General features: G+C 58.8%; 12 protein-coding genes. 6 read left to right on the top strand and 6 right to left on the bottom strand.

Annotated elements, in window-relative coordinates:
- Nucleotides 1–425 precede the first annotated feature (425 nt).
- Nucleotides 426–1,778, top strand: a complete 1,353-nt coding sequence (locus FJE54_RS04340) for a magnesium transporter (RefSeq protein ID WP_139651506.1) — start codon at nucleotides 426–428, stop codon at nucleotides 1,776–1,778.
- A 108-nt stretch (nucleotides 1,779–1,886) separates the two neighbouring features.
- Entirely contained in the window at nucleotides 1,887–3,167 is a 1,281-nt protein-coding gene (locus FJE54_RS04335; protein WP_139651505.1) for an NRAMP family divalent metal transporter, read from the top strand.
- 103 nt (nucleotides 3,168–3,270) lie between these two features.
- Here the strand turns inward: FJE54_RS04335 and FJE54_RS04330 are convergent, their stop codons facing one another.
- The gene (locus FJE54_RS04330; RefSeq protein WP_139651504.1) at nucleotides 3,271–3,810 is read right to left on the bottom strand and encodes an RrF2 family transcriptional regulator; all 540 of its coding nucleotides are present in this window, start codon (nucleotides 3,808–3,810) and stop codon (nucleotides 3,271–3,273) included.
- A 635-nt stretch (nucleotides 3,811–4,445) separates the two neighbouring features.
- Here FJE54_RS04330 and FJE54_RS04325 point away from each other — a divergent pair.
- Nucleotides 4,446–5,090: a 5-formyltetrahydrofolate cyclo-ligase gene (locus FJE54_RS04325; protein ID WP_180326560.1), complete on the top strand. Its 645-nt coding sequence runs from the start codon at nucleotides 4,446–4,448 to the stop codon at nucleotides 5,088–5,090.
- A gap of 130 nt (nucleotides 5,091–5,220) precedes the next feature.
- Nucleotides 5,221–6,657: a helix-turn-helix transcriptional regulator gene (locus FJE54_RS04320; RefSeq protein WP_139651502.1), complete on the top strand. Its 1,437-nt coding sequence runs from the start codon at nucleotides 5,221–5,223 to the stop codon at nucleotides 6,655–6,657.
- Between the two features lie 183 nt (nucleotides 6,658–6,840).
- On the opposite strand, the gene FJE54_RS04315 is transcribed toward FJE54_RS04320, so the two are convergent.
- The 3 genes from FJE54_RS04315 to FJE54_RS04305 form a co-directional block, all read right to left on the bottom strand.
- Nucleotides 6,841–8,388: an FAD-dependent oxidoreductase gene (locus FJE54_RS04315; protein WP_139651501.1), complete on the bottom strand. Its 1,548-nt coding sequence runs from the start codon at nucleotides 8,386–8,388 to the stop codon at nucleotides 6,841–6,843.
- 272 nt (nucleotides 8,389–8,660) lie between these two features.
- Entirely contained in the window at nucleotides 8,661–10,334 is a 1,674-nt protein-coding gene (locus tag FJE54_RS04310) for a Na+/H+ antiporter NhaC family protein (protein WP_139651500.1), read from the bottom strand.
- A gap of 333 nt (nucleotides 10,335–10,667) precedes the next feature.
- Nucleotides 10,668–12,410, bottom strand: coding sequence for a putative bifunctional diguanylate cyclase/phosphodiesterase (locus FJE54_RS04305; protein ID WP_139651499.1), 1,743 nt, complete (start codon nucleotides 12,408–12,410; stop codon nucleotides 10,668–10,670).
- Between the two features lie 266 nt (nucleotides 12,411–12,676).
- Between FJE54_RS04305 and FJE54_RS04300 the strand changes: the two genes are divergently transcribed.
- Both FJE54_RS04300 and FJE54_RS04295 read left to right on the top strand, forming a co-directional pair.
- Entirely contained in the window at nucleotides 12,677–13,957 is a 1,281-nt protein-coding gene (locus tag FJE54_RS04300; protein ID WP_180326559.1) for a GGDEF domain-containing protein, read from the top strand.
- The gene (locus FJE54_RS04295) at nucleotides 13,954–15,198 is read left to right on the top strand and encodes a GGDEF domain-containing protein (protein WP_139651497.1); all 1,245 of its coding nucleotides are present in this window, start codon (nucleotides 13,954–13,956) and stop codon (nucleotides 15,196–15,198) included. The genes FJE54_RS04300 and FJE54_RS04295 overlap by 4 nt, the downstream gene beginning before the upstream one ends.
- A gap of 87 nt (nucleotides 15,199–15,285) precedes the next feature.
- Here the strand turns inward: FJE54_RS04295 and FJE54_RS04290 are convergent, their stop codons facing one another.
- Entirely contained in the window at nucleotides 15,286–16,821 is a 1,536-nt protein-coding gene (locus tag FJE54_RS04290) for a sodium:solute symporter family protein (RefSeq protein ID WP_139651496.1), read from the bottom strand.
- Between the two features lie 271 nt (nucleotides 16,822–17,092).
- Entirely contained in the window at nucleotides 17,093–18,334 is a 1,242-nt protein-coding gene (locus FJE54_RS04285) for a phenylacetate--CoA ligase family protein (RefSeq protein WP_139651495.1), read from the bottom strand.
- Nucleotides 18,335–18,395: the final 61 nt, after the last annotated feature.

Here is an 18,395-nt window from a genome sequence, read left to right as displayed (position 1 = left end):
CGATCGGCGCACATCGGGCACCTACCGCCCATACACCGCCGATGGAGCTCTGGCAGCTTAAGGCGTCAACGGTTAATCAACTACAGTAAAATTCTTGTGGCAGATTCTGGCCGTTCGTCTGCAGCGGTTGACGGGCTGTGTTAATTCGCCTATTATCAACAATGCCTCTGAACAGGCTTTGCCCGCAACGATTGGTCAACCCAGCACGTGCGGCTTTTTTATTGGCTCAAGGAAAGGAAATTACTTGAAGGTTCGAAAACCGAAACCTCACAGTAATTAGCCTTCGACTTCCCTTGTCGGCAGTCGAAGGACGACTGCGACAAAAACATCGGTACGCACTGCATTATAAACTCGCGCAGATATGTCTGCGCTCAAGCATGTTCGCGATGCGCTGCGAGCCGATGCCGAAACGGTAAGGGAAAACTATGCTCTATCTATCTCAAATGCTCGGCCGCCCCGTGGTCGACTCAACAGGCGAGAAAATCGGCACGATCGCCGACCTCGCCATTTCAACCGGCGAGGTGTTCCCCCGCATCACGAGCCTTGCCTTCTTAGGTCCCGGCAAAACGCCGTTCATGATCTCGTGGCGCAAATACGTGGAAAGCTTTGACGAAGACGGCATCGTGCTTGCCGTTGAAAGCCACAACATCCGTTTCAGCTATCTGCAACCCGAAGAGATTCTGCTTGCACGCGACCTGCTCAACCGCCAGATCGTGGACACGCAGGGCATGAAGGTCGTGCGCGTCAACGACTTGAAACTCTCCGAATCGGGCTCGCAGCTGCGCCTGCTGGGTGCCGAGGTGGGATTCCGCGGCATCCTGCGCGGACTCGCCCCTTGGCTTGAGCGCGCAGTCGTCGCAACGGCGAAGGTGTTCGGCAAGAAGATTGACGAGCAGATCATCGCCTGGAACTACATGGACCTTCTGGACCGCGACCTCTCCGAGGTGCAGCTTTCCGTCACGCACAAGCGCCTTGACGAGTTGCACCCCGCAGACGTTGCAGACATTCTGGAGCAGCTCGATCCTCAGCAGCGCGCGAACGTGTTTCGCCACCTCGATGAGGCGCAAGCCACCGAGGCCATATCCGAGATGGAAGACGAGTACCAGGCCGATTTCATCGAGGACCTCGACGAGGCACAGGCGGCGGGTCTGCTCGGCAACATGGACCCGGACGACGCCGCCGACATCGTCCGCGACCTTCCCTACGAGAAGGCCGAAACGCTCCTGCGCCTCATGGGCGTCGAGGATGCCACGGAAGTCCGCAGGCTACTAGGGTATAAGGACGGCACCGCAGGCGGCATGATGACCACGCAGTACGTGGCCGTTCCCGAAACCTATACGGTCGGCGAAACGATCGAGGTGCTCCGCGAACTCGACGAAGACCATCCCACCGTCCACTACGTCTACGTGCTCGACGAATACGAGAAGCTCGTGGGCGTGCTCTCGCTGCGCACGCTTGTGCTCACCGACGACGGTACGCTCATCAAGGACGTCGCCTATGAAGACATCTTAAGCGTTGCTCCCGACGAGACCGAAGAGGACGTAGCGGCCGACATTTTCAAGTACGACATTCCCGCCATGCCCGTGGTCGACGAGCACGGCAGCCTCCTCGGCATCGTCACGGTAGACGACGCCTGGGATGCCATCGAAGAAGACGTGAGCGGAGATAAAACGAAGAAACTCGGGCTCAAAATTGCAGGCATCGTGCTGGTGGCCATCCTCATTCTCGCTTTGTACACCCTGGTATTGCTCCAGATCATCGGATACGAGTGGGGCTAGCACATGACACCCAGGAACCGCTCCGATAAGCCAACACGGGAATGGGGCATCTTTCGCACCGGAAGAATCGCATCCCCTACCCCGGAAAGTCCGTCGAATCAGCAAGGTATGACGACGAGCGAACCGACCGCGACCGAACGCACCGCGAAAAAGCCGAGTAAGCTCTGGCTCATCCTTGCCGCCATGGGTCCGGGTATCATCACGGCCATGGCCGGCAACGATGCGGGCGGCATCTCAACGTACTCGACGGTAGGCGCGAAATTCGGCTTCGCAACGCTGTGGGTCATCCCCATCATGTGCGTACTGCTGGCCGTCGTACAGATGACGGCTGCACGCATGGGAGCGGTCACCGGCAAGGGCTTCGCCGCGCTCATCCGCGAACGGTTCGGCATTCGCTTGACCGCGCTCGCCATGCTCGCGCTGCTCATCGGCAACGTGGCAACGACGTTCTCGGAATTCGCTGGCATCGCAAGCGGTATGGAGATGTTCGGCGTGTCGAAGTTCATATCGGTGCCCGTGGCCGCCGGAGCCGTATGGCTTTTGGTTGTGGGCGGCAGCTACAAGCGCGTCGAGAAGGTGTTCCTCATCCTCTCGCTCGTGTTCGTCACCTATATCTTCGCCGCGTTTATGGCTCGCCCCAACTGGGACGACGCGCTCATTTCGACCGTGGTGCCCCATGTGGTGAACGATACGAGCTTCGTTTCGCTCGTCATCGCGATGATCGGCACGACGATCGCACCTTGGATGATGTTCTTCGCTCAAAGCAACGTCGTGGAGAAGGGCGTCGGCGTGAAGGATTTCTTTTCGCAGCGCGTCGACGTTATCTCGGGAACCGTTGCCGCATGCCTCGTGGCCTGGTTCATCATCGTGACCACCGGTGCAACACTGTTTCCCGAGGGCATCGAGATTACGAGCGCCGCCGATGCAGCCCATGCGCTCGCGCCGTTCGCAGGCCAGTACGCCGAGGCGCTGTTCGCTATCGGGCTCATCGCCGCATCGTTTCTCGCCGCCTGCGTGTTGCCGCTTACGACTTCGTTTGTGATCTGCGAGGCGTTCGGCTGGGAAGCGGGCGTCGATTTCAAGTGGAAAGAAGCGCCGCTGTTCAAGGGCATCCTCACCTTCGTGATCATCTTCTCGGCCGCAGTCGTCATCATCCCGAACATCGACTTGTTGGGCGTCATGCTCACAGCTCAGTTCGTGAACGGCATCATTCTGCCGGTGCTCCTCGTGTTCATGGCCATCATCGCCGCAGATAAGCGCATCATGGGCACGTTCAAGAGCAAACCCGTCTCCCGCATCCTCATCTGGGCGACCGTCGCCATCGTCACCGTGCTCACCGTGGCGCTCCTCGTGATGCAGGTACTCGGCATCGGGGATGTGGCGGTGTAGCGCCTCGGGGCAAAAGAATGCCGGCCTCGGAACCATCCGGACCGGCATTTCTGCAAAGGCACGCTTTGAGGCATATCGAGTGCGTCACATGCGCGATGGGCTGCTAGGCGGCCTTATCCGCAAGGCGCTTGCTCTCCTCAGAAAGCTTCTTCGATAAGTATTCGATGCTGCAATCGGCCTCGCGGGCGCAATCGAGCAGCAGATCCACCGTCAAGCTGTTGAGGTACGCGTTGAAGCTCTCCTGGATGAGCGCGTAGGAGCGGCGCACCTTGCACGCCTTCTCGCTTCCCTCGCTCTTGCCCGATGCGTCTTCCTCGGGATAGAACTGGTTGCAATCGGCTGGATCGCGATCGCAGGTGTCCTGATCGCCCGAGCACTTCTCTACTTTGATCGAATCCTCCATAGCGGTAATGATCTCGAGCAGTGTAATATCAGAAGCATCGCGCGCAAGAGCGTATCCGCCGTGCTTGCCCGGACGAGCTTCGATAAGTCCCGCATTGCGCAGCAGCTGCGCAAGCTGGATGAGGTAATCACGCGGAATCGACATTTCTCGAGCGATTTCCTTCGATGATCGTACGTCTTTCTCCGCGGCTAGATAGAGGATGGCGCGGATTCCGTAGTCCGTCGATGCCTTCAACTGCATCTTTTCCCCACTTCCTGTCGTTTCCGACGTAATTGTTCATGCCCGCCTCTTCCCAGGCAGGCACGGCTTCCGCGTATGCAGAAGCGCAATCGTACGGGTTGCGCGTCTTTGCGATATCGATGATCATATCGCTTAGCTTTCGCATTAAAACGACGAGAGACGCCGCAGCGTCCCCCGATCAACCGCATGCCGTGCTTTTCCCTTTCGGCAGCAGCTGTATAGTAATGCGAGTTCTCAAGCAACCTTTCCTTACCCTATCGAAGTCTACACGTAATGTAAGTTCTTCCGCAAGAAATTTCTCTCATTTTGGCACAAATAGATGGGAAAGAGTTACATTATTAGCAATATCTCCATAAATATGAGCGGATTGGTAGGATATTTCCTACCTGGGTGTTGGGCCCCGCGCATACCGCACCTGCACGTGCGGCCGCAAGCTTTCTTCGATTTCCGAACCGCGCGCTCCCGTTGGAAGCAAGCGCGTAGACTTCCCTTGTCAATACACGCTCGATCGGTCCGCTGCCAAAACACGAACGGATGTTTCACGTGAAACATCCCGTGCGCCGACAGGTGTGTTCGCTCGCTTTCCTCAAAGCGCTTGAACCGTTATCCTGTATGTGATGGCTGGAGGTAAGGAATTGGATAAAACATCTTTGCGAACGCTCGCGCTCGGGCGGAGGGACACCATCGCCGCCCATCGACACGACGCTAAATGCAGTGCGATATGCGCCGAACTCGTGCGCACGCTCGACGACGTAATCGATGTGCGCACAAACGTAGCGCACGACCCTGCTGTCTGTTATCGACACGAGCCGCTTTCTGTTGCAGTGTACCAGGCTATGAAGAGCGAGGTTTCGATCAGCTGCTTCATCGATGCCGTATACGAGCGCGGCATGACCGTATGCTTCCCCTGCATGATGAAATCCCCCCGAACTCCGGAAGAAAAGAGCGCTATGGTGTTTCGTGCGGTACCGCGTGAGCGTTACGAATGCGGCACCGTGCCCTTCCTCGATCACCCGCTGCGATCGTTTCAGCCAAACGATCCGGACCTTGCACCCTATCCGCTCGTCGATGCGTCGTTGCTCGACTTGGTAATCGTTCCCCTTGTGGCCTTCGACGAAAGGAACAACCGCCTCGGCTACGGCGGCGGCAATTACGATCGGCTTCTTCCCGCATTGCGCGACGACGCACTTGCAATCGGCGTCGCGTTCGAAGAGCAGCGCCTCGATGCCGTGCCCTGTGATCCGCACGATCAAGAGCTTCCCAGAATCATCGTGGCATGACAGCGAACCGCCCGCAGCAGCGCAACGGTAACGACATGGTGAGGGGAACGGTGCGCGAGAAGAAGCTTGTGCTACACTCCTCGACGTGCGCGGTCGGCGCACCGCCCGCAAAGAACCGATAGGCGAATTCATGGCTACACAGGGGTTATTCGACAAAAAGATGATGACGCTCGCCGTGGTGGCGACCGTCGGCTTCGGGTTTCTCCAAGGTGCACGCCTGCTCGATCTCAACTCCGGGCCGTACAACCCGGGGCCTTTCGCACTCGTCGGCCTTACGTTCGACGGCTGTACGTTCCTTGCGGTCGCGCTTCTTTCCTATTTCGGGCGCTTCGAAAACACGCGCAAGCTCTTTTGGGTCGGCATCGCCGTGGCGGTCGCATACGCGGGACTCATCGCTTCGGGCATCCAAAACGACCTTACGTATTTCCTCATGCAAGCAGCCTCGGGAACAGGCTGGTCGCTCATCATCCTCTGCTGGATGCAGGTGTTTGTCAGCTACCGCCCATTCCATTCGCTGCTCATGATCGCACTCGGATACTTCATCGACACGCTGATCCAACCGCTCTCAAGCGCACTATTTCCCGGCCAGCGCCAACTCGTCCTCCTCGTCGTGTTCGCCGCTTCCGCAGCTATGTTGTACTACTGCCTTGTGCACAACGAAACCGTAGCCCAACGCATGAAGGAAACGGTTGCGCCTACGACCTCCATGGCTGAGGCGTTTTCGCGTACGCGTCGAGCGGTAGCGGGTACGCTCGTGTTTTCGGCCGTATGCGGCTTCATCATCCAGATCGACATCTTCTCCGATCTGCAGTACGCGCAAACCGATTTGACCGCTTGGCTTGCCATCGGCGTGTCGCTCGCCATGTGCGTCGTGCTTGCCGCGCTGAAGCTCAAGAAAGCCAACATCGACTACATTTGCCCGATCGCCGCACTCTGCCTCGCCTCTATTCTGCTGTATCGCAGCTTCGAAGCGGGAGACAGCTACCTCGCCGGCGCAATGATGACAACGTTTCTCATGTCGTTTTACGTGCTTTTGTGGCTCACGTTCATCAGCGAAGCATACGAGCGCAAGCTACCGGCGTTTTTCCTGCTCGGTCTCGCACTGGGCATTGCCCGCCTTTCCGTTGCCGGGGGGCGCTTGCTCGCGCAGGCTACGTACGAGCCGCTGGGACTCGATCTGCATTACGTGCTCATCATCGCCATCTGGATTCTCGTTGTCACCGTCTCGCTCATTTTTGCCAGCTACCTCCGATTCACCTCGAAACAGAAAGCCCATCGCTTCGACGAGGTGCCCGACGAGCTAACCGATCCTGCCGCCGCCGAAGCCGATGCGACCGAGGGCGCGCTTGACCTGCTTCGCGCAACCTATGGGCTTTCTGATCGCGAAGTCGAGATCATCCGCGAGTTCTCTGCCGGCCGCAGCGCCCGCTACATCGCCGATTACTTCGTGCTTTCAGAGCATACGGTGAAGACCCATCTTCGCAGGGCGTACACCAAGCTCGGCATCCACTCGCGCCAAGAGCTGCTCGACCTCATCGAGGAAATGGAAGCGCAGCTGATGCGGTAAGGGGCCTGAACATTCTTGTACTCGACGGAATAGTTCCGTGCCGACCCAGCCGCACGACCCGTTCGCGGGAGTAAGTCACCATCGTGGCTTCTGATTCGCATCTGACCCCACACAAAGCAAGCCGCCGCAGCTTGTTGCGCTGCGACGGCTCAAAGGGAGGAAAGAATCGGATTGTCGATTTTTTTACGCTTCGGCCAACGCGGTACCGGTCAAGCGACCCATTGTGAGCGCGCTCGAGTTGGAGCAGTGACGCACGAAGCTGCGGTTGTACATGAAGCGATGCGTGCATTCGCCGATTGCGTACAGGCCCTCGATGGCGGTTTCGTCGTCGCGAATCGCCTGGCACTCGCCGTTGGTACGCACGCCGCCCATCGTTGCAACGAATGACGGAACAAACGCCACGAGGTAGTAGGGGCCTTCACCGTACGGCACGAGCATATCGGCCTTTTTGTTGAACTCGGCATCGGAGCCCGCCTCTGCGGCTGCCTGATAGGTTGCGAACGTCTCGGCAAGCAAAGCGGTACCCGCCGCCGTTGCGAGTTCTTCTATGCTCTCGGCTTTGAACACGTCGCCCGTGTCGATGCCCTTCTCGATAAGTGCAGCCACATCGGCATTCGAACTGTCGAACAGCACGTAATAGGGACCAGCTGCGTTGTCGGTCATCGAAGTTGCAAGCGCCGTAACCGGGCCCGCCTCGTTCACGAAGCGCTTTCCGGAAGCGTCGATGAGCATCTTTGCCGACGTCGCAGCGCCTTCCATACCGGTATCGCAGAGCTTCGCGAAACCAGGCTCGGCCTCGGTGAGCGTGCGGGTGGGCATGATGACGTTCGGTATGACCCAGCAGTCGTCGTAGACGGCCGCGCCGATTTCTTTGGCCATGGTCATGCCGTCACCGGTATTCATGGCGTTGCCGAGATACTGGAAACCGACCTTGTTGATGGCGGGCACCAACTCATCGCGATACTCGTCGCTGCCGCCGAAGCCACCTACGGCAAGCACGACGGCCTTCGCCATAATGTCCTGTTCCTTCTTGCCATCCTTCACCGTAATGCCCACAATCGTTTCGCCGTCCTGGATGAGCTTGGTCGCCTCGGTGGACAGCATAATCTCGACACCGAGGTTTTCGAGCTCGGCCTGAAATGCATCGGCAACGTCCTGACCCGCCTTGATGGACGGATCAGCGGGTGCGTCGGGCTTCACCGTATCGGTTCCCACCTGCTCTTTCGTGAACGACTCTTTGAAACCGATGCCGAGTTCGTTCACCCAGTTGATCGTCTCGCAGCTTTCTTCCATCATATGCTGCATGCGCTCGTAGTCCGGATACGGCGCATCGATTTTGCCGATCTCGGTCATGTTCTTGTAACGCTCGGTAAAAGCTTCCATCGTGTCGGCTTCGCCGTCTTCGAAGACCCAGAACTCCTTGTTCTCGGGCACCTGAGCTATCGACACGTTGCCGAGCGAGGTAAGAAACGTCGACATGTAGAACGGTGCTTTGTCGACGAGGATCACGTTTGCGCCACCGAGCGCCGCCGCACGGGCGCATGCCGAGCCGGCAAGGCCCGAACCTACGACAACGATATCGGTTTGCTTTGCTTCGGATCCCGAATCGCCACCGCTGCTCGCCGTGCTCTCAGTCTTCGGATTGGCACCGCATGCGGTGAGCGCAAGCGAACCGCCGAGCACCGCGACGCCTGCGACGAATTGTCTTCTGCTGAACAGTTTCCCTCCCATGGGAATCTCCTCTCGATTATGCGTACTATCGGGTGCCGCTACGTCGTAACAGCGATCCGAACTATAGACCCAGCCGAGGAAACGCCTGTCGCACGAAAAGGTTCAGGACTGTCGCACGAATCGTAGTAATCGCGTGTTTTTGCTGATCAAAGGCACTGCATCATGTGGCCCGGGCGGCCTGCCCCGCGCCGACCGAGCGCGCAGCGCACAAAAAAGCGGCTGCCGAATCTCGACAGCCGCTTCGCACGTACTCGTTGGATGCTCTTCGCGCTTTAGGCTTCTTTCTTTCCGGGAAGCTTCACACCGGTCTTTGCAAGCACGAGCACGGCAAGCACGATGGCCACCGCGCCGATGACAAGCGGAATCCACGGGTTGCCCAAGAAGGCTGCGATGATGTAGCAGACGAAGCATACGACCATAACGAGCGTCGCGTACGGAATCTGCGTCGCAACGTGGCGCAGGTGGTTGCACTGCGCACCTGCCGAAGAAAGGATGGTCGTATCGGAGATCGGCGAGATGTGGTCGCCGTATACCGCGCCGCCGAGCGTTGCGCCCACCGCTACGAGGAACAGCGATCCGTCTGCGGGGAACACGCCGATCACGATGGGAAGAATGAGCGCGATCGTACCCCACGAGGTGCCCATCGAAAAACCGATGAACGCCGCCACGAGGAAGATGACCGCGGGCAGAAACGCTAAATCGACGCCTATCATAGTGAGAAAGTTGCTCACGAACTCGCCCGTGCCGAGCATGTAGCGGCACGTGCCGCCCAAACTCCATGCGAGCACGAGGATCATGATGGCTCCCACCATCGAACGCACGCCCTCTGCGATGCCCTCCATATACCCCGCAAGCGTGGTAAGGCCGCGCGGCAGAAACATCGCTGCCGCAACCACAAGCGCCACGCTCACGCCGATGCACAAGCCCGACACCGGATCGACGCCGACCGCCTCAGCGAACTCGACTCCTTCGAAGAATCCGCCCACGTAGAGCATGCCCGCAATCGAGAAGATGATGAGCACGACGATCGGGATGATGAGATCGTACACCTTGCCCTTGTCGGACACCTTGATGCCCTTGAAATCATCAATCGTCTGCGCTGCAGCGTCGAGCACTTCGCTCTCTTCGGCCACCACGGTGGGCAGATCGTTCTCATAGGGCGGCGTATTGTCGGGGTTGGTTCCCTTCGGGATGCCGGCCGTAGCCACCGACTTGAGCGCCCCGCTGCCAGGGATGCGCTGCTTTTCGGCCAGGTCCCTATGCGCTTCGGCTTCGGCCGTTTTCATCGGCCCGAAGTCAAACCCAGTCGCGCACATGAAGAACACGAACCCAATCGTGAGGAGCGCGTAGAAGTTATACGGGATCGAGGCCACGAACGTGGTGAATCCGCCTTCGCCGAGATAGCCGCCGACCGCCACCGCCCATGAGGACACCGGTGCGATGATGCACACGGGTGCTGCCGTCGAGTCGATGATCCAGGCAAGCTTTTCGCGGCTGATATTGAAGCGGTCGGTCACCGGACGCATAACCGCGCCAACCGTGAGGCAGTTGAAGTAGTCGTCCACGAAGATGATGATGCCGAGCGCCGCGGTAAGGATCTGCGCCATCTTCGCGTTCTTGATGTGGGTAGAAACCCACTCGCCGTACGCCTTGGAGCCGCCAGCCGTCGCGATGACGACGACAAGCGCCCCCAACAGCGCAAGGAATAAGATCAACGCCGCATTCCCGGCTATCTGTATAGCCATGACCTGCGGCACCGAAGTAAACGATGCGACAAGCTGTTCGAAGCCCGCTCCGTTGAGCGTGAACTGGTAGATGATCATGCCCACAAACACGCCGATCGCCAAAGACGAGTACACCTCTTTGGTGATGAGCGCGAGGCCAAGGGCCAAAATGGGCGGAACGATCGACCATATACCAGTACTGATAAGGTCAAAACCTTCCATATGTTTCCCCTTAATCGATCCGGTACCGGCGCGCGAACCTCACAACCGATTTTCCTTTCGGATGCCGCTGCGGCGGCGCGACCCAAATACTGCGTCATCCGAAACGCAAAGCGGTTACTGCTGAGGTTCGCACAGTTCAATGCGCATAAGTATAGCGGTCGAACGAGCTCGCCGATACGAGAAACGCCGCTTTTTGGGGGCAAGCGCTCGGGATGGGGGCAATCGGACGTGAGCGCTCGGAGTAGGACGATCGAGAGCAGTTGCACAGCAGCGAAGGACAATCGGATGCATTCGCGAGGCAGTGGGGGCAATCGGGCGTGGGCAAACGCAACGTTACCGCTCGAACAGTAGGCGCTCGAATTCGGATAACGGAACGGGCCGATGGAACACGTAGCCCTGTACCATCGTACAGGCCGTATCCCTGAGACGCTCCACCTGCACCGTTTGCTCGATGCCTTCGGCGACGGTTTCCATATCGAGCTTCTCGGCTAAATCGATAACCGATGAGACCACCGCCCAGCCGCGATCCTGGATGTCTTCTTCGCTCATGAAGAAGGCGCGATCGAGCTTGAGCACGTCGACATCGATATCTTTCAACGTGTTGAGCGACGAGAATCCACTGCCGAAATCGTCCATAGAACAGCGATACCCGAGCGCATGAATGGCCGCGACGATCTCCTCGAACTCCTCCACCCCGTCGAACACGATCGACTCGGTGAACTCGAATTCCAAAAAGTGCGGAGCCACTCCGTAGCGCAAACGGATTTCTTCGTAGCGATCGAGAAAATCCGGCTCGTTGAAGTGAATGCGCGACATGTTGACCGAAATAGGCACCGGCGATCGGCCTTGGTCGATCCACCTGCGCAGAGCTTTGCATACCTGCTCGAACACGTACAGATCAAGCTCCACGATAAATCCGTTGCGCTCGAACAGCGCAATGAACTCGTTCGGCGGCACGATGGTACCTTCGGGTTCGATCCAGCGTACAAGCGCTTCCGCCCCCGCGATCTCCCCGCTGGAAAGCTGCACTTTCGGCTGCAAGTACACGCTGAACTCCCCGCCGCCGAGCGCATCGTACATGCGGTTTTCCATACCCTTTTCGCGCACAAGCGCAATGCGGTCATCGTCGCTGTAAAACGCAGCGTTGATTTCCTGCTCGCGCAGGATGCCGTGAACGTTTTTGCGGGCGACGTTGGCGCGATCGCGCACAACCGTCACCGAAAGCGACGGTCGGTCGATCACGTAGATGCCCGCTACGAACGTGAGGTTGAAAGGCTGATCGACGCGGCTGTTGTGGTCGTTCATGGCACGAGCCATGGCATCGAGCCGCTCGACGGTTTTTTCGTCGCTTTCGTACGCCATAAGAATGTTGAACTCGTCAGATGCCATACGGCCGACGAGTTCGCCGTCATGCAGATGAGCAGCGATGCTGCGGTTGATATGCGCGAGCATTAAATCGCCGTTTTCGATGCCGAACATATCGTTGAGCAGTTTGAACTTCTTGAGATCGAGCGACACGAGCGCGTATTCGTTCGGCTCGGACTGGTCGAGAAGGGTACGGACGTCGATGTCGAACCGCGTGCGGTTCAGGCCCCCTGTGACGGGATCGACGAAAGCGAGCGTTTCGAGTTTTCTGCGTTCCTCCAAAAGCTCGTGCTGCGTGTTCATGAGATCGCCAACGTCGGTCATCACCGTGTAGGCGACAGGATATCCGTCGGCAGTGAGGCTGGTGAACGTGCCGATGAGCTTGATCCATTTGCTCGATCCATCCTTGCAGGGCATGGAAACGATACAGGAATACGATGCGTCGCCTTGCGCGAGCGCTTTTCGCACTATGACGCCGATGCGATTCCACTCGTCTTCGTATCCGACGAAAAAGCGGTCGCACTGGTTCTCGAACAGCGCTTCGTATTCTGCTTTGGTGTAGCCGAAGAACGAGTAGTAATTGTCATTCGCCCAAATGACGGTAAAATGCTCGTCGAGCAGATGTCTGCTGACGCTCACGCCGAGCGAGTTGATAAGAATGTCGTATTCGTCATCGACCGTATCAAGCTTTACCTGCTGCGGTTCTGGCATGGTCGTCACCGTTCTTGCCGGGGATCGCGATCTGTGCTAAGTGTATCGCTCATAGTTGATAATACAAGTCATGAAACAAAAGGGTGCTCGACGAGCGCTAAACCACACGACGCGCGCACGCCCGTACCCTGCGCGATGTACAGAGCGGCTTGCATGCGGTTTCCCCGAAAAAGAAGAGCTGTTTGCTTCGGTATATACTCGTTATTCGGTTATAGTTGCTTTACCATAGGGTTATGGTCTTTTTCACACGAAGGGACGCGCGCTACATGGAGCTTGCTTTCGGCATAGGTACGTCTATCGTCGTGGTGGTTCTCGCCCTGATCTTCGTGGGCACCGATGCGCGTTTCGTGCGGTCGCGAACCTCGGCTGCTCGCTACAGCCCGGCCGTGTCGGTCGCCGTCGTCATCTTCTGCGTGGCACCCTTCTTGGTGATGGCGCTCGTTCAGATTCCGTATGTGGTCATGTACTGCGGCATATGGGTTGCCTGCGCCGCCGCAACGCGGCTTGCAGAAGGGCAAAAGGGATGGTCGTGGCTCGTTCCGAACATCACCGCTTCGCTGATCATGCTCTCGCACCTTGTTGTGAGTGCGGTTTTCGCCGTATGCACGCACTCGACGCTGCACCACGTAGCAGGCGATCCGTTTACGCGCTGCCTCGTGCTCGGCATCACGGTTGCCGTTGTGGTCATCGTGTTCCGCGCGCTTCAGACAATGCTTGACAACGAGGGAGGCTCGTTCAGCGGATCCACGCGTGCGCTTACCTGGTTTTCGTGGATGGCCCTTGCCTACATCGCGTTCGACGCACTTTCGCTCGACATCGCCGCCGGCTCCGAAATCCTCTCGCTCTTCTCGCTTTTGAGCGGGGTGCTGGTCGGCATCGGCATCGTCGCGTTCTTGATTTCGGCTTCGAGGCTCGGCCGAACCGCCCATCTGGAACAAGAGTATCTTCGGCTTGCGAAAGAATCGAAAGCCGAGGAGGAAAAAGCTGCCGACCTGCGTCATCGTGCGTACTCCGATGCGCTGACCGGGCTTGCTTCGCGTCGCAGCGCCATCGAGACGATCCAATCGCTTCTTTCACAGCAGAAGCCGTTCACCGCTGTGTTCATCGACATGAACGACCTCAAGTCCATGAACGATGCGCTTGGGCACACCATCGGCGACGCCTGCCTCATCCGCTTGGCCAGCGCACTGCGCGGCGCGTTCGGGTCCGATGCAAACATCAGCAGAATCGGCGGCGACGAATTCCTCGTGGTGCTCGACGGGCATAACGTCCCCCTTGCCACCGCATGTGCTCGCACAGCGCTCGATCTGCTCGCCTGCCCGAACGAAACCACCCCCGCGCTTTCGTTCTGCTTCGGAATCGTTGATTCAGCCGACGGGTTCGACTCCCCTTCGCAGGTTCTCGAACGATCGGACCTCATCATGTACGAGTACAAAAAACGCTACCATCGCGACGCTGACGGCACCGCGGCTGTGGCAGGAGCCGCCGACGGTACCGCTGCTTCCGCCACAGCGAATCAGGGTTCGGACGAAGGCGGTCTTGCATGAGCAGCGATCTCATACCGGCACTCGAACTCATAGGCTCCCTCGTATGCTACTTTTTCTTCAACGCCGCATTCTTCACGTTCGTCGTGCGCCAAAGCGGCGTAGGCAAGGCGAAAGCACTAACCCATGGACTGCTCTTCGCCCTCAATTACGTGGCTTTCATCGTATTCAGCATGCTAGAACTCAACCTGATGGTCAATTGGACGCTCGTTTTCGTCTTGTTCGCGCTCGAGGTTCGCATCGTGTTCTCCTTGCCATGGTCGCACGCGATGAGCTATGCGATCTGCGGCGCTGCGGCTGGACTTGCCCTCACGATATTCGCCCGATCGCTGTTTTCGATACTGCTCGACATACCCCAAAGTCGCCTCAATAACAATATTTCCGGCGAAGCGAACCTTAAAGCCATCCCCGTTGCGATCGGATTCGTTTTCGGTGCCGTGCTCTTTTTCTGCGTGAACCGATTTGTCGGAACAAACCGCATGGCCACCGTATGCGCCAACCGCCAATCCCGCTCGCTTTTCCTCACGATGGCCCTTTTCGCTTTCTGCTATCTGTGCACGGTCCTTCTGCTGTACTACCTGCCGGACAACGCGATCATTCTGAAGCTGTGGGGTATGAAGGCTGCAATCAGCGCGCTTCTCATGCTGAGCCTCTCGCTCTACTACGCGTATCGGGCGGCCTACCTCATCCAATGCGGCCAGGAAAGCCGGCGGTTGAGCGAGACGATCGAGCGGCACCGCAAAGAGAACGACGAACTCAAAGCGCTTGCATCGCATGATTCGCTGACGGGATGCTACACGCGCGTGTACCTGGAAGAAACGCTGGGCGACCTGCTCGCCTCCCAAGGCCCGTTCGGTATCGCCTTCATCGACATCGACAACCTCAAGAATGCAAACGACACCTTTGGCCACGATGCCGGCAACGATTACATCCTCACCGTAACCGATGTGCTTTCCGATTTCTGCCACGGCAATGACGACGAAAAGCTGTACCGTTACGGGGGCGATGAGTTCGTGGCGGTATTTCCCCGTCTCGACGCCGCGCGCACGAGAGCGCGTCTTGAGGAAGTCGCACACCGCCTGAGGACCGAAAACGAGTCGGGCAGGTTCCCGTTCCCGCTTTCGATCAGCTACGGCGTGATTGAAAGCAGGCTGGGCGAAACGGCTGTATCGGCCCTCGCCCGGGCCGATACAGCCATGTACGAACACAAGAAGAGAAGCCGCGAGGATGCCCCGAAAGCGTAGCACCGCGCTTTGCTTCGCACGAGCCGCCTCCCGCGCGAACGGTGGCTTGGCACTCGACGCTCGCCCGGAAAACGTAGCGAAGCTGCGCTACGCATCGATCTCGTGCACGTATTCGCGATCGATTGCGCCTTCAGGATGCGGCGGATCGACTTCGAACGGCACCTTGGGAGTGACTAAACTCACGAGCGGCACGATCACGAGCGAGAGCACCATGGCGAGCGCTCCGCAGTTGATGGGCGATGCGATGAGCGGCGTGCCGAAGAATCCCGCGATCATGTTGCCTGTGGTGAGCCCCACGCCCACGATGAAGCTCGCCCACACGGCGGCTTTCGAGATGCGGCCCGAGAACAGGCCCCAGAAAAACGGGCCGAGGAACGATCCGGCGAGCGCGCCCCAGGAGATCGACATGAGCTGCGCGATGAACGTGATCGACGAGTTGTACTGCACGAGCGCGATGATCGCCGAAATGACGACGAACGCCACCAGCAGCACGCGCATGTAGGCGAGCTGCTTCTTCTCGCTCATATCCTTCACGATGTTGTCCTTGATGAGGTCGAGCGTGAGCGTGGAAGATGAGGTGAGCACGAGCGAAGAGAGCGTCGACATCGAGGCCGAAAGCACGAGTACGATCACGATGCCGATGAGCAGGTCGGGCAGACTTGAGAGCATGGTGGGTATGATGCTGTCGTAGACAGGCGTTCCCGCAGCCGTCATTTCGACCTCGCCTGCGTACAGGCGGCCGAACCCGCCGAGGAAGTAGCTGCCGCCTGCAACCACGAGCGCGAACACCGTGGAGATGATGGCGCCCTGTTTGATGGCCGGCCCGCTCTTGATCGCGTAGAACTTCTGCACCATCTGCGGCAATCCCCACGTGCCGAGGCTCGTGAGTATGATGACGCCGATGAGGTTGAACAGATCGGGTCCGAAGAAGCTCACGAACGGCCCCGCCATCTCGGAGGTTTCGGCGGGGATGAAGGAGAGCTGGTTGATGGCTTCGGTGAAGCCGCCGTTGTTCACGAGGCCCGCCACGATAACCGCCACGATGCCGAACAGCATGACGATGCCCTGGATGAAATCGTTCATGACGGTGGCCATGTAGCCGCCGAGCACCACGTAGACGCACGTCACCACGGCCATGCCGATGACGCACACCTCGTAGGGCAAGCCGAACGCCATGCCGAACAAGCGCGAGAGACCGTTGTAGACGCTCGCGGTATAGGGAATGAGGAACACGAAGATGATGGCGGCGGCGGCCACGCGCAAGCCCTTGCTTTTATAGCGCTTGCCGAAGAACTCGGGCATGGTTGCCGCCCCGAGCCGGTGCGTGACTTCGCGCGTGCGCGGGCCGAGCACCCACCAGGCAAGGAGACTGCCGAGCACGGCGTTGCCGATGCCGATCCACGTGGCGGCAAGGCCGTACTTCCATCCGAATTGGCCGGCGTACCCGACGAAGATGACCGCCGAGAAGTAGCTCGTACCGAACGCGAACGCCGAAAGCCACGGGCCGACGTTGCGGCCTCCGAGAATGAACCCGTCGACGCTCGACGTATGTTTTCGACAGTAGATGCCGACGCCCACCGCGACGCCGACGAATATGAGGACCATGAGTATTTTTTCGATCATCAGAGAACCCTTCTGGTTCGACTACGGACAGGTCGAGCCAACGTCAGCGAGAGCGGTTGCAGTGTCGATACTCGGCCCGTCATGCGACCGAGCGTGCTTTGCACGCGAGGGAACGCATGAGAAGGGCGAGAATCGGCGCTGCAACGGCTCGCAGCGTCGGCTTGTCCCGCTGTTCTGCCGAACAGCGGAAACCGCGGGCGCACATGACCTCGTCGGGACTTTGCGCGCTGCAGCTTGGCTTTGCGAAAAGCTCCGATGAACCCATGTGCTATTAATATCGGCTGTCGAAGATGCGCTTGGTTTTCTTCTCGCTACGCGGAAGCTCGCCCATGGGTACGCCGAGCGCATCGGGCGTGCACCCGCACTTCGCCTTGAAGATGAGAGCGAGCTCCTCTTCGGCGCGCTCTTTCGCCTCGCCTTCGAGCGGCGTTTCGAACAGCACCGTGAGCACGTCTTTGCCGCTGATGTTCTCGATCATCACCTGGTATTCCGAACTGGTTCCGTCGGTCGCGGCGATGACCTCCTCCACCTGGGCGGGGAATATGTTGCAGCCCTTCACCTTGAACATGTCGTCGGTGCGGCCGGTGAGCGTATCGATGCGCGGATGGCGGTGGCCGAAGGCGCAGGTGCACTCGCCGGGGATGATCCGCGTGAGATCGTGCGTGCGGTAGCGGATGAGCGGCGCGCCCTGCTTGCGAAGCGTCGTCAGCACGAGCTCGCCCACCTCGCCGTCGGGCACCGGGGCCCCGGTGTTCGGATCGACGATCTCCACGTACACGTAATCGTCCCAAATGTGCATGCCGTGGTGCGCGCTGCACGAGATGCCGATGCCCGGGCCGTACACTTCGGTGAGGCCGTAGATGTCGAATATCTCGACGCCCAGCTCGTTGGCGATGCGCTGGCGCATCTTATCGCCCCATCGCTCGCTTCCGATAACGCCTTTGCGCAAACGCAGCTGATCGCGGATGCCGCGCTCGGCGATCTCCTCAGCCAGCAGAAGCGCATAGGAACTCGTGGCGCAAAGCACCGTGGACTTGAGGTCCTGCATCATCGCGAGCTGCTTTTCGGTGTTGCCCGGCCCCATGGGAATGGCCATGGCGCCCAGCCGCTCGGCACCGAGCTGGAACCCGATGCCCGCCGTCCACAAGCCGTAGCCCGGCGTGATCTGGATGCGGTCGGTTTGCGTGATGCCGGCCGTTTCGTAGCACCGCGCGAACTGGATGGCCCAATCGGTCACATCCTGCGCGGTGTAGGGAATGATGACGGGTGTGCCCGTGGTGCCGCTCGAGGAGTGGATGCGCACGATCTCCTCGTCGGGCACAGCTTGCAGGCCCAGAGGATAGGCGTTGCGAAGATCGTCCTTCTCGGAAAACGGAAGTTTCTCGAAATCCTCCTGCGTCTGCACATCGGAAAGGTCGATATCCCCGAACTTGCGGGCATAGAAAGCAGAGCGCTCTTTCAGCGTTTCGAATTGCTCTTTAATGAGCGCGAATTGTTCCGGCGCGATGTTCATAGCGATTCGTTACTTTATCATACGAGAGTGCCATGCACGAGAAGTTTTTCCAACCGAATCG

Origin of the sequence: Raoultibacter phocaeensis (assembly GCF_901411515.1) — a bacterium.
Lineage (GTDB): Bacteria > Actinomycetota > Coriobacteriia > Coriobacteriales > Eggerthellaceae > Raoultibacter > Raoultibacter phocaeensis.
This window is presented reverse-complemented; position numbering and strand designations above follow the sequence as displayed.

What these genes read in the sequence shown, in the direction of transcription:
- FJE54_RS04340 (WP_139651506.1), top strand. Translation starts at nt 426, where the DNA reads ATGCTCTATCTATCTCAAATGCTCGGCCGCCCCGTGGTCGACTCAACA.
- FJE54_RS04335 (WP_139651505.1), top strand. Translation starts at nt 1,887, where the DNA reads ATGACGACGAGCGAACCGACCGCGACCGAACGCACCGCGAAAAAGCCG.
- FJE54_RS04330 (WP_139651504.1), bottom strand. Translation starts at nt 3,810, where the DNA reads ATGCAGTTGAAGGCATCGACGGACTACGGAATCCGCGCCATCCTCTAT.
- FJE54_RS04320 (WP_139651502.1), top strand. Translation starts at nt 5,221, where the DNA reads ATGGCTACACAGGGGTTATTCGACAAAAAGATGATGACGCTCGCCGTG.
- FJE54_RS04315 (WP_139651501.1), bottom strand. Translation starts at nt 8,388, where the DNA reads ATGGGAGGGAAACTGTTCAGCAGAAGACAATTCGTCGCAGGCGTCGCG.
- FJE54_RS04310 (WP_139651500.1), bottom strand. Translation starts at nt 10,334, where the DNA reads ATGGAAGGTTTTGACCTTATCAGTACTGGTATATGGTCGATCGTTCCG.
- FJE54_RS04305 (WP_139651499.1), bottom strand. Translation starts at nt 12,410, where the DNA reads ATGCCAGAACCGCAGCAGGTAAAGCTTGATACGGTCGATGACGAATAC.
- FJE54_RS04300 (WP_180326559.1), top strand. Translation starts at nt 12,677, where the DNA reads ATGGAGCTTGCTTTCGGCATAGGTACGTCTATCGTCGTGGTGGTTCTC.
- FJE54_RS04295 (WP_139651497.1), top strand. Translation starts at nt 13,954, where the DNA reads ATGAGCAGCGATCTCATACCGGCACTCGAACTCATAGGCTCCCTCGTA.
- FJE54_RS04290 (WP_139651496.1), bottom strand. Translation starts at nt 16,821, where the DNA reads ATGATCGAAAAAATACTCATGGTCCTCATATTCGTCGGCGTCGCGGTG.
- FJE54_RS04285 (WP_139651495.1), bottom strand. Translation starts at nt 18,334, where the DNA reads ATGAACATCGCGCCGGAACAATTCGCGCTCATTAAAGAGCAATTCGAA.